The sequence below is a fragment of the Candidatus Pelagibacter sp. PS_43 genome (genome assembly GCF_059417795.1).
The window spans coordinates 78,560-94,534 of sequence record NZ_CM182066.1; the positions used below are offsets into that span (position 1 = coordinate 78,560).

General features: G+C 28.7%; 18 protein-coding genes. 3 read left to right on the top strand and 15 right to left on the bottom strand.

Annotated features, from left to right (window positions below; translation table 11 throughout):
- Entirely contained in the window at positions 1-1,428 is a 1,428-nt protein-coding gene (locus AC5SLL_RS00435; protein WP_494586645.1) for an exonuclease domain-containing protein, read from the top strand.
- A gap of 72 nt (positions 1,429-1,500) precedes the next feature.
- Complete coding sequence (locus AC5SLL_RS00440; protein WP_494586646.1) at positions 1,501-1,818, top strand: thioredoxin family protein; 318 nt, start codon at positions 1,501-1,503, stop codon at positions 1,816-1,818.
- Here AC5SLL_RS00440 and AC5SLL_RS00445 read toward each other — a convergent pair.
- From AC5SLL_RS00445 to AC5SLL_RS00510, 14 genes are read right to left on the bottom strand one after another with little or no spacing between them, the layout of a single operon-like run.
- Positions 1,815-3,080 carry a bifunctional folylpolyglutamate synthase/dihydrofolate synthase gene (locus tag AC5SLL_RS00445; RefSeq protein WP_494586647.1) on the bottom strand — a complete coding sequence of 422 codons (1,266 nt, stop codon included), beginning with the start codon at positions 3,078-3,080 and terminating at the stop codon, positions 1,815-1,817. The genes AC5SLL_RS00440 and AC5SLL_RS00445 overlap by 4 nt on opposite strands.
- Positions 3,034-3,963, bottom strand: a complete 930-nt coding sequence (locus tag AC5SLL_RS00450) for an acetyl-CoA carboxylase carboxyltransferase subunit beta (protein ID WP_494586648.1) — start codon at positions 3,961-3,963, stop codon at positions 3,034-3,036. The genes AC5SLL_RS00445 and AC5SLL_RS00450 overlap by 47 nt, the downstream gene beginning before the upstream one ends.
- Positions 3,960-4,757, bottom strand: coding sequence for a tryptophan synthase subunit alpha (gene trpA / locus AC5SLL_RS00455; protein ID WP_494586649.1), 798 nt, complete (start codon positions 4,755-4,757; stop codon positions 3,960-3,962). The genes AC5SLL_RS00450 and trpA overlap by 4 nt, the downstream gene beginning before the upstream one ends.
- 1 nt (position 4,758) lies before the next feature.
- On the bottom strand, positions 4,759-5,991 hold the full coding sequence (trpB, locus tag AC5SLL_RS00460; RefSeq protein WP_494586650.1) for a tryptophan synthase subunit beta: 1,233 nt from the start codon (positions 5,989-5,991) through the stop codon (positions 4,759-4,761).
- Positions 5,981-6,604, bottom strand: coding sequence for a phosphoribosylanthranilate isomerase (locus tag AC5SLL_RS00465; protein WP_494586651.1), 624 nt, complete (start codon positions 6,602-6,604; stop codon positions 5,981-5,983). The genes trpB and AC5SLL_RS00465 overlap by 11 nt, the downstream gene beginning before the upstream one ends.
- Positions 6,605-7,282, bottom strand: coding sequence for an orotidine-5'-phosphate decarboxylase (gene pyrF, locus AC5SLL_RS00470; RefSeq protein ID WP_494586652.1), 678 nt, complete (start codon positions 7,280-7,282; stop codon positions 6,605-6,607).
- Positions 7,283-7,285: 3 nt separating this feature from the next.
- A complete protein-coding gene (locus AC5SLL_RS00475) occupies positions 7,286-7,561 on the bottom strand; it encodes an HU family DNA-binding protein (RefSeq protein ID WP_494586653.1) in 276 nt (91 codons plus the stop codon).
- Between the two features lie 3 nt (positions 7,562-7,564).
- Positions 7,565-9,295 carry a S1 RNA-binding domain-containing protein gene (locus AC5SLL_RS00480; RefSeq protein WP_494586654.1) on the bottom strand — a complete coding sequence of 577 codons (1,731 nt, stop codon included), beginning with the start codon at positions 9,293-9,295 and terminating at the stop codon, positions 7,565-7,567.
- Positions 9,295-9,948 carry a (d)CMP kinase gene (locus AC5SLL_RS00485; protein ID WP_494586655.1) on the bottom strand — a complete coding sequence of 218 codons (654 nt, stop codon included), beginning with the start codon at positions 9,946-9,948 and terminating at the stop codon, positions 9,295-9,297. The genes AC5SLL_RS00480 and AC5SLL_RS00485 overlap by 1 nt, the downstream gene beginning before the upstream one ends.
- Positions 9,945-11,273, bottom strand: a complete 1,329-nt coding sequence (aroA, locus tag AC5SLL_RS00490) for a 3-phosphoshikimate 1-carboxyvinyltransferase (protein WP_494586656.1) — start codon at positions 11,271-11,273, stop codon at positions 9,945-9,947. Before aroA ends, AC5SLL_RS00485 begins: the two co-directional genes overlap by 4 nt.
- Before the next feature lie 3 nt (positions 11,274-11,276).
- A complete protein-coding gene (locus AC5SLL_RS00495; protein ID WP_494586657.1) occupies positions 11,277-12,053 on the bottom strand; it encodes an ATP-binding cassette domain-containing protein in 777 nt (258 codons plus the stop codon).
- 1 nt (position 12,054) lies between these two features.
- Entirely contained in the window at positions 12,055-12,642 is a 588-nt protein-coding gene (gene lptC, locus AC5SLL_RS00500; protein WP_494586658.1) for an LPS export ABC transporter periplasmic protein LptC, read from the bottom strand.
- The gene (locus AC5SLL_RS00505; RefSeq protein ID WP_494586659.1) at positions 12,643-13,614 is read right to left on the bottom strand and encodes a KpsF/GutQ family sugar-phosphate isomerase; all 972 of its coding nucleotides are present in this window, start codon (positions 13,612-13,614) and stop codon (positions 12,643-12,645) included. It lies immediately after the preceding gene.
- The gene (locus tag AC5SLL_RS00510) at positions 13,615-14,226 is read right to left on the bottom strand and encodes a ribonuclease D (RefSeq protein WP_494586660.1); all 612 of its coding nucleotides are present in this window, start codon (positions 14,224-14,226) and stop codon (positions 13,615-13,617) included.
- A gap of 16 nt (positions 14,227-14,242) precedes the next feature.
- Here AC5SLL_RS00510 and AC5SLL_RS00515 point away from each other — a divergent pair, with 16 nt between their 5' ends.
- A complete protein-coding gene (locus tag AC5SLL_RS00515; RefSeq protein WP_494586661.1) occupies positions 14,243-15,211 on the top strand; it encodes a complex I NDUFA9 subunit family protein in 969 nt (322 codons plus the stop codon).
- Positions 15,212-15,371: 160 nt separating this feature from the next.
- Here the strand turns inward: AC5SLL_RS00515 and AC5SLL_RS00520 are convergent, their stop codons facing one another.
- Positions 15,372-15,872: a GcrA family cell cycle regulator gene (locus AC5SLL_RS00520; RefSeq protein ID WP_494586662.1), complete on the bottom strand. Its 501-nt coding sequence runs from the start codon at positions 15,870-15,872 to the stop codon at positions 15,372-15,374.
- Positions 15,873-15,975: the final 103 nt, after the last annotated feature.

Genomic DNA, 15,975 nt, shown 5'->3' on the forward strand with positions numbered 1-15,975 from the left:
ATGAACCTTGCAATATGGGATATCGAATCTAGTAGCGCTAATACTTCATGGGGAAGCATTATTGAAGTAGGTGGCATTTTAGTTGACCCAAATTTTAAAGAATTAGATCGTTTTAATTTTAGATGTAGATTACCAGAGGGAGAGGTTCCTCAAGCAATGGCTTTAATAGTTAACAAAACTAGCGTTGATTTATTAACTAAGGGAAATTTAAGTCACTACCAAATGTTATCTCAGTTAGAAGCAACATTTAAAAAATGGAGTCCAGCAATGTTTATGGGTTGGTCAAATATTGGCTTTGATGATGAAATGATAAGAAATGAATTCTTTAGAGGAATTAGATATCCTTATATTACAAATGCTACTCCTAATAAAAGACATGATGGTTTAAACATTGCAAGAGGTGCTCATGCAGTCGATGAAAGTGTTGTAAAAACAGAAATAAATGCAAAAGGTAATCCAGTAATGAAACTAGAATCGCTAGCTAGAATGAATGGCTTTGAATCAAGTGGTGCCCATAGTGCTTTATTCGATGCAGAACTAACAGTTAAGGTTTTAGGATTAATTAAAAAAAATCAACCTCAGACTTGGAATACATTTTTAAGAACAGCAAACAAGAGTGATACTGAGACAATATTTAAAACTGAAAAAATGTTTACATTAGCTGAATATCATTTTGGTAAAAACTATAGATTTGTAGTTGCACCACTCCACCCAAAACATTGTATTCATCCAATCTATCAGTGGGGTCAAGCGTTTGATCTTAAAATTGATCCGATCCCATTATTTAATATGTCAATTTCTGAACTTAAAAGTGCTATTAAAAAATTAAAATTTCTAAGAACTATACGATCAAATAAAGCTCCTATAATTTTAGATGCAAGTTATGGACTGCAAGTTGAACCATATAGCAATCTTGATCCCGATCTAATTAAAGAGCGTGCAAAATTAGTAAATAGTAATGAAAAATTCTCTCAAAATGTTTTAACCGCATTACGAGAAGCTGCTGAAGAAAAAGCTCAATTTGACTCACAGGTTGATTTACTAGCTGAAGAAACTATTTATAAAAAATTTACACCTCAAAAAGATACAGCTTTATTTCCAAAATGGCATGCAGCATCATGGAAGGATAAATTAATATTATTAGATAAATTTGAGGATGAGAGAATGGTGAGTTTTGGAAAAAAAATAATATATCAAGAGTCACCAGAAACGTTACCACCAGATATGTATAAAGTGATTAAAAGAGGAATAGCTGAAAGAATTTTAAGCGATGAAAAAGAGAAATGGTGGACTTGCAAAGAATTTTATTATGAATGTGATAATTTAAGGGAAAGATATACAAATGAAAAAGATGAGGAAAAACTTAAGTTTTTGGATGAAATTAACGAATTTGTTGAAGGAATACAGAAAAAATATGAACAAGCATAACTATTTTGTGAATTAAACAAAAAAATACCTTTTTGATATTGAATTAATAGAATAAAAATTTATAAAACTAATATGCTAATTGACTTTCAAGACGAACAATTTGAAACTAAAATAAAAAATGAAGACGTTTCTATTGTGCAATTTTCTGCAGAATGGTGCCAACCTTGCAAAGCTTTAAAACCTGTAATGGAAAAGTTATCTGAAAATTATAAAGATAAAGCTAGTTTCTATTATGCCGATATCGAAAATGGTGGAATTAACACAGGTTCGGCTGCTGGAATAAGAGGAGTACCTACCGTTATTGTTTATAAAAAGGGTGTAGAAATCGACAGGAAGGTTGGAGGAGTGGCCGAAAGTCAAATGAAAGAGTTTTTAGATAAAAATATCTAATTTAAATTTAATACTTCAGCGGCACCATACAAAGATCCTGTAATTAATAAAAGATCACCTTCTTTTAAATCAATTGATTTAATAGCTTGCTTAATATCTGGTTGATATTGAATATTAGGCATATTTTTAAATTTCTCTTTTAAATCTTTTCCACTAATAGAGTTTGGTTGAGTTTTTAAATCTATGGTGGTTACAGATGAAACATCTTTAAAGTAACTGATGTATTTTTTGTGTTCTTTGTTTGCCATCATTCCAATAATAACATGTTTGTTACAATTTAAGGTTTGAAGATATTCATTTAATGCTCTAGCACCACCTTCATTATGGCTTCCATCAACTATTAATTTATTGTTTTTAACTAACTCTTTTAATTTACCAGATTTAATTTCCTGAAGTCTTGCTAAGCAAGATATTTTTGTAAGGCCTCTTTGGATATGTTCGTCTTTGATATCAATATCTAAAGTTCTTAAGGTCGCTATTGCAGTTGAAATATTTTCTAATTGATATTGACCAAGAACATTAGGCTTTGGAAGTTTTAATCCACCTAATTTATCCTCATAATAGAAGAAATCATTTTCATTAATTGAGTAACTAAAATCATCATTAAAAAATACTTTACTAGATAGGTTTTGAGAGATGGTTTTTTTAATACAATTCATCGTCTCTTTAGCGCTTTGTTTAGCCACAATAATATTTGAATTTAAAAGTGTAGATGTTTTTTCAAATATAATTTTTTCAATTGTTCTTTCATCTTTTGGTAACCAATCTGTGTGGTCAATAGAACACGAACATACAACACTAGCTAAGTTTTCTTTTAGTATATTAGTTGCATCAAACCGGTGAAATAAACCAGCTTCTATAAGGTTAATATTATCTGGGTATTGGACAGCTTTATAAAAATAAGATGCTGTTAATATTTCAAAAAATGTAATGGGTTTATTTTCATTGATACTTTCTACTTCTTCAAATAAATCAGCTAACTCATCATCACTCAATTGCTCATTATTGAAGACAAATCTTTCATTTATTTTTAGAATATGAGGACTTGTGTAAACATTACATTTGAAATTAGCTTCTTTTAAAATAGAAAAGATTGCATTAATTGTGCTGTTCTTACCATTGGTACCCACCACAGATATAGCTTTGATTTTGTCTTGGGGATTACCTAATTTTTTACAGAGTTCTTTAACACGATCTAAACTAAGATCTATTTCTTTAGGATGCAGCTTTTGTAAGTGTTCTACTATCTTCTGAAGTTTCATTTGTAGCTGAATTTATAGCAGAATTTTTCTTTAACAATATTGATAATAATACTCTAATTTTTTCTCTTAAATCTTTTCTTTCAACTATTAAATCTACAAAACCAGTTTTTTCAACATATTCACTTCTTTGAAAGCCAACCGGCAATTCTTCACGAACGGTTCCTTGGATTACACGAGCTCCAGCAAAAGCTATTAAAGCACCTGGTTCAGCGATATGTATATCACCGAGCATTGCATATGATGCTGTTATACCTCCAGCAGTTGGGTCCGTTAATACAACTATATAAGGAAGATTATTCTTTTTAAGTTCATTAATTGCCAAAGTTGTTCGAGTCATTTGACTTAACGAAATAAGACTTTCCATCATTCTCATCCCGCCACCAGAAGTAAAAACTACAAAAGGTTGTTGATTCTCGATAGCATGCTGAATACCATATAAAAAAGCTTCACCTTCAGCAGCGCCAATAGATCCACCTACAAAATCAAAATCAGATGCTATAACTGTCACTTTTATACTTTGAATGTTTGTGTTAATAACCATCATTCCACATTCCATTCCCGTTTTTTTTCTTGCGGATTTTAACCTATCTTTATATGGCTTTGAGTCATTCCATCCTAAAGGATCATCTTGAGGTATTGGAGTTTTTAAAACTTCATAATTATTTTTTCCAAAAATTATATCAAATCTTTGACGGGGGCTAATTCTATGATGTTTATTACAAGATGGACAAACCCATAAATTATCTTCTAAATCTTTTTTTAAAATTGGCCCTTTACAACATGAGGTCCAATCACTATTAGCAATTTCAGCTTTACTGGCACGTTGCTTAATAATTGTTTTTATTTTTTCACCAAAACGTAAAGTTTTTTTTATCCAATTCATAATATTTTATTCTTTAATCTTTTTACAATATTAGTTACATTTGTGACAGGATTTTGTCTTTTTTTTATTGAATTTGATATTTCCTTACATAAAGCGCTACCCACAACTAATCCATCGGCTTTTCGGAGAGATGCTATTGTTTTTTCAGTAATTCCAAATCCGATTACAATATTTTTATTTTTATTTAATTTTTTAATTTTATTATATCTATCTAGAATAGTTTTTGGTGAAACTTTAAGCTTGCCACCTGTTGTTGATAGCATACTTATATAATAGACCATATCATGTGAGTCTTTGACAATTTTTTTCATTCTGTTGGGAGATGTAGTTGGAGATACTAATTGAATAAAGCTAATTCCTTTTTTCTTACATTTTTTTGCAAATTCTTTATTTTCAGGATAGGGAAGGTCAACAACAATTAATCCATCAACACCAACTTTTTTACAAATATTTATAAAGTTGCTATCTCCATATTGATAGATCATATTATAGTAACCCATCAATATTACAGGTTTAGTTTTATTAAATTTTTTAAAGTCTTTTACAATTGAAAAAACATCTTTAATTTTAATTCCATTTTTTAAAGCTCTATAAGCACTAGATTGTATTTGACCCCCATCAGCAATTGGAGTGTTGTGTGGAAACCCTATCTCACAAATATCAGCATAAGCTGCAATTGACTTTAGTATCTCAAGAGATTTCTTTTTAGTGTTATCTCCAGCTACCGTATAAGTTAGTAATGCAGGTCTTTTTTCATTTTTAATTTTTTTAAATGCATGATTAATTAAAGACATACTATTTAATTCTCCCCAATCTTGCTTTTAAAATATCACGATCTTTTTTTGCATCCCCACACGAGTTTACTATAATAATTGTATCTTTACTTAATTTAGGAGCAATTTTTATAGCTTCTGCAAAAGCATGACTTGGTTCTAAACTAGGATTTATTTTTTCAAGTTTTGTGACTAATTGATAAGCATTTAATGCAGCCTCATCAGTTGCTGATGTGTATCTAGCTCTCTTGGTATCTTTTAAAAAACAGTGAATAGGTGATACGCCAGGGTAATCTAGTCCAGCAGAAATAGACGCAGTATCGTTAATCTGACCTTCATTGTTTTGACAAACATAAGCAGCCGCACCATGTAAAATACCAAGTTTAGCTCCGTTTGTTAAAGGAGCGGCATGTAGCTTTGATTTTTTTGGTCCACCAGCTTCAACACCTATTAACTCAATTTGTTTTTTATCATAGTCAATAAACTCACTCCAAAATCCATAAGCTGAACTTCCGCCTCCCACACAATTAATTAGTTTAATTTTCTTTGGAATTTTTTTGAATTCTGATTTAATTTGAATTTTAAGCTCTCTTGAAATTTGAGCAGTACTCCAACCACAAATTTTAACAAATATATTTGGACCAACAGTTGAACCAACACACATATGAGTATTATCACAATTTGAAACCCAGTAGCGCATACACTCACTTACAGCATCAACCAAAGTTTGACTTCCAGAGTAAACAGGCACCACCTCTGCACCGTTTTTTTTCATTGCATCGACATTTGGTTTTTGTCTTTTTATATCTTTTGCACCCATGAATATTTTACATTTAAGACCAAATTTTTTTGCTGCCATACTTAGCATTTTCCCAGCATAGCCCGCTCCAGTATCACCAACGACGTATTTTTTTCCTGCCTTTTTGGCAATTAGGCAGTGAACTGTTGCATTATAGATTTTATGCGCACCTCCGTTCGCCTCAGATACCATTTTAGCGTATATTTGAGCGCCTCTCAGATGATTAGATAAGTTTTCAAGTTTTACAAATGAAGTAGGTGAGCCTATATAATTTTTAAAATATAGATCTCTTTGTTTAAGAAACTGCTTATTATGTCTTAGTTTTTGAAATAATATCGTTAAGTCTTCAACAGGCTTTTTTAAAGTTTCAGGTATAAAGTTTCCACCAAATTTTCTTCCCCAAAATCCATTTTTATCATGTTGGTCTATTAAAGGAATTTTCTTTTTAAGTTTCATTATTAATTCGTTTTATTTTATCTAAAAAATTATTTATTTTTGAAATATCTTTTATTCCAGATGTTTCTAGGCCACCAGAAATATCTATAATATCAGCTATTTTTTTATATTTTTCAAGGTTATCCTCAACTTGAATATTTCCAGCTAACATCAATTCTTTTTTGATTTTAATATCTTGAATTAATTGATGATCAAAAGACAAGCTTTTTTCATAACCCTTGCTATCAAATAAAATTATATCCGCAATATCATAGTAGTCTAAATATTTCATCACATCTTCTTTACTGTTAATGGTTAGAGAAACAATAATTTTTTTTCTATATGTTTGTTTAATTAAATTAATTTCAGATGGGGTGGCGTCATAAATTTGGTAATAATCAAAAGGTAAATTTTTTATTTCTTCTAGAATATTTTCATTTGGTTTAACTAATACAGCTACATATTTTGATTTTTTTTTATCTACATTTAAAATTTGCTTAAGCTTTTCGTAGGGAACAAATCTTTTAGATTTTGGGTAATTGACAATAAAACCAATATATTGAGGAGGGTAAGAGTGATTTGTTAAATGAATTAATGTTTTAGAATCTGAGACTCCGCAAATTTTAGACTTCATTTATTTAATTGATGAAAGGATATTTTTTAAATTTTCTTTTGGGTTGCCTTTAGTAATAGGTCTGCCAATAATTAAGCAGTCACTACCTTCTTTGATTGCTTCATTAGCAGTAAGAGTTCTTTTTTGATCATCTTTTAAGTCATCCATTCTAATTCCTGGGGTAAAGCATTTAAGTTTTGGTGCAATAGATTTAATCATTTTTATTTCAAGTGGACTACAAATGACTCCATATAAATTTGCATCCATTGCAATTTTAACTAAAGTTTTTACTTGATCCTCAACTTTATTATTAAAACCTAATTTAGATAGGTCTTCATCTCCAAAACTTGTTAAAACTGAAACACCTAAAAGGTTTATATTAATATTTTTAGCAGCTAGATTTGCAGCTTTAAGAGCATCTAATCCATTCAACAAATGTACTGTTGCATATTTTACATTAAGTTCCTGAAGAGACTTAATAGACTCAACTAGTGTGTTCTTAATGTCAAAAAATTTACCATCATAAAATATAGGTTTATTAAATTTTGAAAGCTCTCTTATTTCATTGGGACTTCTTTGGGTGATATATTGAAGCCCAATTTTTATGCCAGATATATCTTCGTGAATTGATTCTAATAAATCTAATATTTCTTTTTGACTTGATACATCACAGGCTACAAAAATATTTTTATTCTTCATCGTTTAATTTTTTAAACATATCTTTTGCCATTTTAAAGTGAATTGTTTTTTTTTTGGGGTATTTACTTTTTCACCAGTCTTAGGATTTCTAGATATTCTTGCTTTTTGAATATTGGTAGAAAAAACCCCAAAACCTCTCAACTCAACTCGATCACCTCGTTTAAGAGCAAATTTAATCTCGTTAAGAATTATGTTAGTAAATTTTTCTAAGTCTTTTTTTAAAAAATTTGGGTAGTTTTTTGCTAGTTGTTTTAGAAGTTTTGATTTTACAATAGCCAATTTTTATTCGTCTTCTTTTTTCTTTTTCTCTAAGTCATCAGAAAGAGAAGAGAAGGGAAGATTTTTTCCTGATCCTTCAGCACCATATTTTTCTAATGCATCTTTTCTTTCGATTTCTTCAAGTAATTTGATACTAAGTGTTGCTTTTCTTTTCTCTAAATCTAGCTCCGCTATTGCGCAATCAATTCTTTCTCCACCAGTAAATCTAGCTGGTCTAGCGTCTGCAGCATTAATAGCTATTGCAGATTTTTTGATGATGAAATCCATTTCACAACCTTCGGGTCTTACAATAAGCCCTTTATTATCAGTTGAAATAATCTTAACTGTAATAGCTTGTTTAATTTTTTTATCATTAAACCAATCAAATGGGTCTGGCTGAGTTTGTCTTAGACCAACTCTAACTTTTTGTTCTGCAGCTTTTACTTCTAGAACTTTAACCTTTAATTTATCACCAATTTTATATTTAGCTAATTCCTCTTCACCATTATTTAAATATGTTAGGTCGTTGCAGTGAAGAAATGCATCAATATCTAATCCATTAATTTTTAAGAAAATTGAGTACTCATTTTTACTTGCCACTTCTCCTTCAACCTCAGATCCAATAGGATATTTATTTTCAAAAGTTTCAAATGGATTTTCAGTAGTTAAACGATGTGAAATCGCAACTCTTCTTTTTTCTTTATCAATTTCAGTAATTACACAATCTATCTCGTCACCCACTTTAAACATTTTTTTTGCAGATATATTTTTTTTAGTCCAACTTAATTCACTTGAGTGTAGTAAAGTTGATAAACCTTTTTCAAGTTCACAGAATGCACCAAAATCCATTAATTTAACTACTTTAACTTTATAAACTTTGTTTAGTTCATAGTTAGAAATATTTTCAAATGGATCTGGCGAAAGTTGTTTTACTGAACAACCAACTTGTAATTTTTCTTTATCAACTGAAATGACTAATAAATCATGTTTTTCACCTATTGTGAAAACTTCATCAGGATGATTTACTCTTGAATAAGATATTTCTTGCAAGTGAACTAGGACATCTAATTCTCCGTTAACACTGAAGAAACATCCAAATGAGCTATAGCCTTTTACTTCTGCACCTTTAATAATATCCCCAACTTTGAATTTTTCTATGATTTTAATTTTATCCTCTTTTTTGAAAGAAGAAATAATTTCTCTTCTTGAAACGCAAGCATTTCCTCTAACTTTATCTAATTTAATAAGAGCAAACTTTTGTGGCTCATTCATTAAGTGACTAATATCTTTTAGGGGTTTATCTGATATTTGTGAACCAGGTAAAAACATTAAAGACCCTGTATCTATGTGTTCAACGATACACCCACCTTTAACACGTCCTGTAATTTTTCCCATTATGGGCTCGTTTTTTTCATAAGCCTCAACAAGCTTATCCCATCCCTGAATTTTTTGTGCTTTAGAAGCAGAAACTAAGACTTCACCTTTTTTATCTTCTAATCTCTCAAGAAGTACAGAGATTTTTTCGCCTACTTTTGCCTTATCAAGCATACCCATGCTTTTTAATTCATTTATGTCTAGGATTGGTTCAGATTTTAAACCAGGCACTTCAAGAAAAACAAAGTTTTCAGTTACTTTGTTTACTACACCTGTGATTATTTTTCCCTCTTCAAGGTTTGCTGTTTTGGTAAACTGTGAGTTAAGTAGTTGTTCGAATTCTTTTGACGCGGGGTTTGAAAGGTCTTTATAAATTTCCATTAAGCTTTGAGTTTCCTATCCATAATTTGTTTAATTTTTAAAAAGCATGCTCTTTTAGTTAAATTTGTAGTATTAATCAAGATCGAATCTTGCGTTTTCTTTAATGGTGATATTCTCCTATTATAATCACTTTTATCACGTTTTTTAATGCTTTTTAATATGTCATTAAAAGATATTTTCTTATTAGAGCCCTTTAGCTCTTTATATCTTCTTAGCGCTCTTGTATTTGAATTTGCTGTTATAAAAAATTTAAAATCTGCGTCTGGAATTATTTTATAGGTAATATCTCTTCCATCTAAACATGAACCATTATACTTTTTTGGGGGATGATAAGCGCTCTTAATTTGAAAAGCATGAACAAGTTTTCTTATTTTCTTATCTTTGGATATAATAGAAGCTATAGTACCAACTTCATCAGATAAAAGTTTTTTGTTTTGTAAATCCTTCATTGTTAATTGGTTCATTTTTTTTTTAATTAATATGTGTCCATATTTTTTAGGCTGAGTTAATTTCATATTAGCAATTAATCTATAAATCTTTCCTGTGTCTAAATAAAACAAATTAAAATGTTTAGAAATTAATTTTGCCTGGGTGCCAGCTCCAGCAGCTGCTGGAGAGTCAATTGCAACTTTAATCTTTTTTTTTAATTTCATAGAGATTTACTATTTATATTTTTGATTAATTTTAAGAAAGATGGAAAAGATGTATTTATAGAGTCTTTATTATGAATTTTCCATATACCCCCACATGTTAAAGCTGCAATAGTACTCATCATAAAAATTCTATGATCTTTTAAATAATTCTTAATAACAATTTTTTTTGTAATTTTTAAATTTGGCTGTCCATAAATTTTTATTGAACTTTCAGTTAGCTTAGTTTTTACACCCATCATATTCAAAATTTTAGATCCCAAATTTAATCTTGGACTTTCTTTTTGATTAAGTTCAGATATATCCTTGAAATAAGATATCCCTTTTGCTTTAGCTGCAGCAATAAAAATAATTAGAAACTCATCTATAGTACTACTATTTAATTCTGATGGACAATTTATCCCTTTAAGGTTTTTTGAACTTCGTATTAGAATATCAGAAATTTTTTCACCTTTATAATTTCTTTTATTCTTTAATAAAATTTTAGCACCCATCTTTTTTAAAATAGTAATCACTCCTAATCTAGAGGGGTTAATATTTATATCTTTAATTAAAAGTTTTGAATTTTCAGACAGCATTGCAAGGACCATAAAAAAAGCACTAGAGCTTATGTCTCCTGGAATATTATAATTAAAAGCATTAATTTTTTTTGGTTTGATTATATTTATGAAATCATATTTTTTTGTTCTTTTTATTTTGATAGGCACTTTAAGATATTTAAAAAGTAATTCTGTATGATTTCTTGATTTTTTTGCCTTTATGCGTGTCGTTCCTGATGAGTTAAGCGCCGCCAACATAACACTACTTTTACACTGTGCAGATCCTTTGTTTTCTACATAATATATACCTTTTGAATTATTAGACCCTATAATTGATAAAGGGAGTTTATTTTTTACTTTATATTGAAACTTGGCACCAAATTTTTTAAGCGGTTCAGTTACTCTTGAAAAATCTCTTTTAGAAAGACTTTTATCACCTATTAACTTTATTTTTTTAGTTGATTTGATTAATAAGCCCAATATTAATCTTCCAAGTGTTCCAGAGTTTTTAGCATCTATTACTAAGCCATTTTTGTACGTAAAATTATTTAGACCTTTTCCAAATATTTCACAATATTTTTTTTTAATTATTACTTTTATTCCTAATTTTTTTATAGCATTTAAAGCAGCAACAACATCTTCAGACATCAATAAATTATAAGCTTTAGATTTTCCAATAGCTTGTGATGCTAAAAGAACCCATCTAATGCTTAAACTTTTATCTCCACTAACAGTTATTTTTTTATTAAATGAATTAATCTTTTTTTTAATTAATAGTGTTTTTGACATTGATTAATTAAATTTAAAAGAATCACCAAAGTAAGCATTTTTTGCCTCTAAATTATTTATTAAATCATTAGGAGATCCTTTAGCTACAATTTTACAATTAGATAAAATTATTCCTACATCAACACAAGAAAGTAAATCTCTAGCTTGGTGATCACAAATACAAATTGTTATATTATTTTCCGTTTGTAAGTTTACAATAACTTCTTGGAGCATTTTAATTGTAAGTACATCTAGTGCTGCAAAACACTCATCTAATAAAAGCACTTTTGGATCACTTAATAAAGAGAGAGCTATTACTAATTTTTTTTTTTGACCACCGGACAAGAACTTTGCTTTAATATCTCGTATGGCATCAAGTTCAAACTTAGCAATTAACTGATCAATTTTATGATAAATTAAATTTTTATCTTGAATTACTATTTCTCCAATTGCTTTGAGGTTTTCAAACAGTGTCAGATCACTAAAATATCCACCATATTGTGGAACATAACCTATTTTAAACTTAGTAGTTCTCAAATAAATTGGGTAATCAACCGCATCTATTCCATTAAATTTAATTTTACCATAATCAGGTTTTATTAAACCAGTAATTAAATTAAAGATTGTTGATTTTCCTACACCATTAGGTCCTAACATGCCTAAAATTTGTCCTTGATTTATCTTAAAGCTTACATTGTCTAAAATTTTTCGATTACCAAATGACAAAGATATATTTTCTAATGAAATAATAGGTTGAGGGTTTTTAAATGATTTTATCCGAAATTTTTTTATTACACCCATATTATTTTGCACCTTCTACTAAAACTTTTTTATTTTTATCATCCATAAAAATTTTTGTATCTTTTGTAGTAAGATTTATTTCAACTCTATCAGCAAATAAACTTGTTTTTTCTCCTTTATAAATAACATCTTTAGAGATAGTTCCAAGGTTTTTTAAAAATGAAAGATCTAAATATTCTCCTGTTATTTTGTGACCTGGATAGAGAATTATTACATTTTCAGAAAAAATAGTATCATAATTTTTTGAATTATATACGCCAAAATTTGAAGCAATCATAATAGTGTCAGAGTCTTTAGCAAAAATGTAAGCAACCACATTTTCTAACAACATAATATCTGGGTTTTCAATTTTAATTTCAGCTTGCCCTGCAGTAATTTGATATCTATTTCCCCTCGTGTCAGAAGATATATAATTTATGTTATCTATATAGGTCGAGTTATCATTTTGACTGGTGATAATTTGTTTATCCTCTTTTGGAATATTTTCTGAAATTTTTTGACTATTTTTAAAATATTTTAAATAAAATAATATTGAAAATAAAAAAATAAGAAAAATTAATAATGCCTGAATTGCAGTTTTTTTATTCATTTAATGAATATTTGACTTCAATATGCTGTGTATATGTATAATTCCAATAGTTTTTTTTGTTTTCTTTTGGTTGTGAACACATAGTGAAGTAATTTTTTTTGCATTCATTACCGATAATGCTTTTTCTGCAAGAGTATCTTTTTCAATGCTTATAGGATTTTTTGTCATTACTTTTTTAACTGTTAAATCTTGAAGATTTGTATTTGTTTCATTAAATCTACGAATTTGACCATCCGTAATAATTCCTACTGTTATTTTTTTATTATTTTGAACAATTAAAGTTCCAAGTTTTTTATTTGATATTATCTGTAAAGCTTTTTTCATTTTCAAGTTTTCATCAACAAATGGTATTTTTTTTCCTACAATCATTAGTTCCTCCACTGCTCTCAACTGCACCCCAAGATTGCCAGATGGATGAAATTTTTTAAAATCTTTCTTGCTTATTTTTTTTTTATTTAAGGCTGCTACAGCCAAAGCATCTCCAATACTAAGTTGATTAATAGTACTTGAAGTTGGCACTATTCCAAGACCAGCCTCAGTCACTTCTGGTATAAGTAGTTTTATGTCAGACGCTTTATACAGTATAGAATTTCTTTTTGACATTATGCCAATTAAGAGAATCTTATTTCTATTAGCATATTTTATAATATTTTTAAGCTCTTCTGTAGATCCTGAGTAGCTAATTAAAATTAAAATATCTTTTTTAGATATGCTTCCAAGATCTCCGTGAGAACAGTCATTAGCAGATAATGAAAAAGAAGGAGTTCCAACAGAAGAAAGTGTCGCAGAAATTTTTGCTGCTATTAAACCACTTTTTCCTACACCACAGAGTATCACTTTAGATTGACATTTTGCTATTGCATCAACGGCCTCATTAAATGATTGGTTGATTGAATTTTTAAGTTTTTTTAGGGCTTTTATTTCTAAATCTATTACCTCTTTTGCAATTTTTTTATAATTCTTTTTTTCCATTTAGTGAGCCCATATATCATCTTTGAATAAAGCTAAATCAAGATCAACTCTTGTTTTTAAAAATTTTAAGCAATTATTGTATAAATCAATTCGCTTTTCTCTAACTAGTATTTTATTTAATTCCGCATGTATTTCATGCAAATAAATAACATCGTTAGCACAATATTTAAGTTGAGCAGGTGATAATTCGCCACCAAAATCTGAACTTTGAAATTGTTTGCTAACATCAATATTCATGAATTCTTTAATTAAAGTTTTAAGAGAGTGACTATCTGAATAAGATCTAGCTAGTTTTGATGCAATTTTTGTATCTAGAATATTTTTAGTTTCCGTTTTTAGATAATGTTTAATGTGTGCTATATCAGCCCTTCCGTAATGAAATATTTTTGTAATCTTTTCATCTGATAGAACTTTATTTAAGTTTGGGGCAATATAATTTTTTCTATCTAGCTGGATTATATGAGCATCTGAATTGCCAGTTGATATTTGTATCAGACATAAGGGATCACGCTTAACGTTAAGCCCCATAAACTCTCCATCAACTGCAATAATATTGCCTAAATCTAAATCTTCTGGTAGATCCCCTTTGTGAAGTTTAATATCAATATTCATTTTTAAATATATATATATGAAAGCAAAAAATTGTCTAATCTTTGGCGGCAGCGGTCAAATAGGCAGACATTTAATCAGAAAGTTAACTAAAAATAATTATAAAGTAACTATTGTTACTAGAAACCTTCATCAAAAGGGCTACACAATTAAAACCCAAGCCAATGCTGGATACATTGATATTGTTGAAGCTAATATTTTTGATGAAAACAAAATAAGAAAATTATTTTCTAAAGCTGACATTTGTATAAATTTAATAGGCATTTTATATGAAAGTGGAAAAGGCAATTCATTTAAAAATATTCATTCTATTTTTCCATCTATTTTAGCTAAGCTTTGTAAGGAATATAAAGTTAATCAATTTATTCATTTATCAGCATTGGGAATTAATAAAGCGACAGACTCAGAATATGCAAAAAGTAAATTAGAGGGTGAGCTGAATATTCAAAAAAATTTTCCTTTGGCTACCATATTAAGACCTTCAGTCGTTTATTCAGTTGACGATAACTTTACAACAAGTTTTATGACTTTATTAAGCAGACTTCCATTTTTCCCACTTTATTACAATGGTGACACTAAATTTACTCCAATACATTGTTCTGATTTAACAGATATAATTTATTATATTATTTCAAAAAATATTCATTCAAAGATAGTGGAATGTGTTGGGCCTGAAACTTTTACTTTAAAAGAAATTCTCAATCAACTATTAGTACTAATTAATAAAAAGAGGCTCTTAATACCCATGCCTTTATTTGCGGCCAAAATATCAGCAAAATTTTTTCAATTATTCCCAAAACCATTATTGACAATAGATCAATTGACTCTTTTAAAATATGACAATATTCCTTCAAGTAAATATCAAACTAATTTTGATTTAGGAGTGCCAAGTTCAAAAATATTTGGCCAAGAAGTTGAAAAGTATTGTTATATGTGGAGAGAAGGTGGTCAATTTTCTACAAAAAAATATAGAACTAGTAATTCTTAATAGAAATTAAAACACTAAAACGTTATAATTTATTGGTCGTGATCAAAATAATTTATTTATTAATATTTTTAATTTTTTCGTTCTTAATCTATTTAATTATTAAATCTCTTATTAGAGGTTTAGAGGGTAAAAAAAAAAATAAAAAAAATTTTAAAATACGCTAAGCTGTATTTATTTTCTTTTCTATATATTGAGGAGTCTCTTCATCTTTATCACTCACAGGCTCTTCCTTCTTTCCTTTTGGCTGATAGGCATAAAGTAAGTGAAGTTTACAGTATGAAAAATCTTTTAAAGAAGATCTGCCACAGAAATAAAAACTCTCTTCTTCTGGGTGCCCAATAGGCCACTTACATGAACTTTCGTCTAGCTCTTCTAATTTTTTTGGATTTTCAGGCTCAAAGTCTTTTTCAATTATTAATGATTTAAATTTACTTTTTCTTCCTCTTTTTTGCTTTGAGTTATTTTCTTCTGAGTTATTATCATAATTTTGAATTGAAGAAGCATTACGAGTTTTGATTTTCGACGATAGGTTAAGTCTGTGCGCTTTACCAATAACAGCATTTCTGCTGATACCCCCAATTATTTCTGCAATTTGACTTGCTGTACTTCCTTTGCCCCAAAGCTCTTTTAATTTTGCAACTTTTTCTTCTGTCCAACTCATAATCTATATTTAGTATGTTATTTAATTTTAATAACTATATACAGATTTCACGATAATTAAAAAAAAACAATAAATATTTTTGTTTTGTACACAAATTATTTTT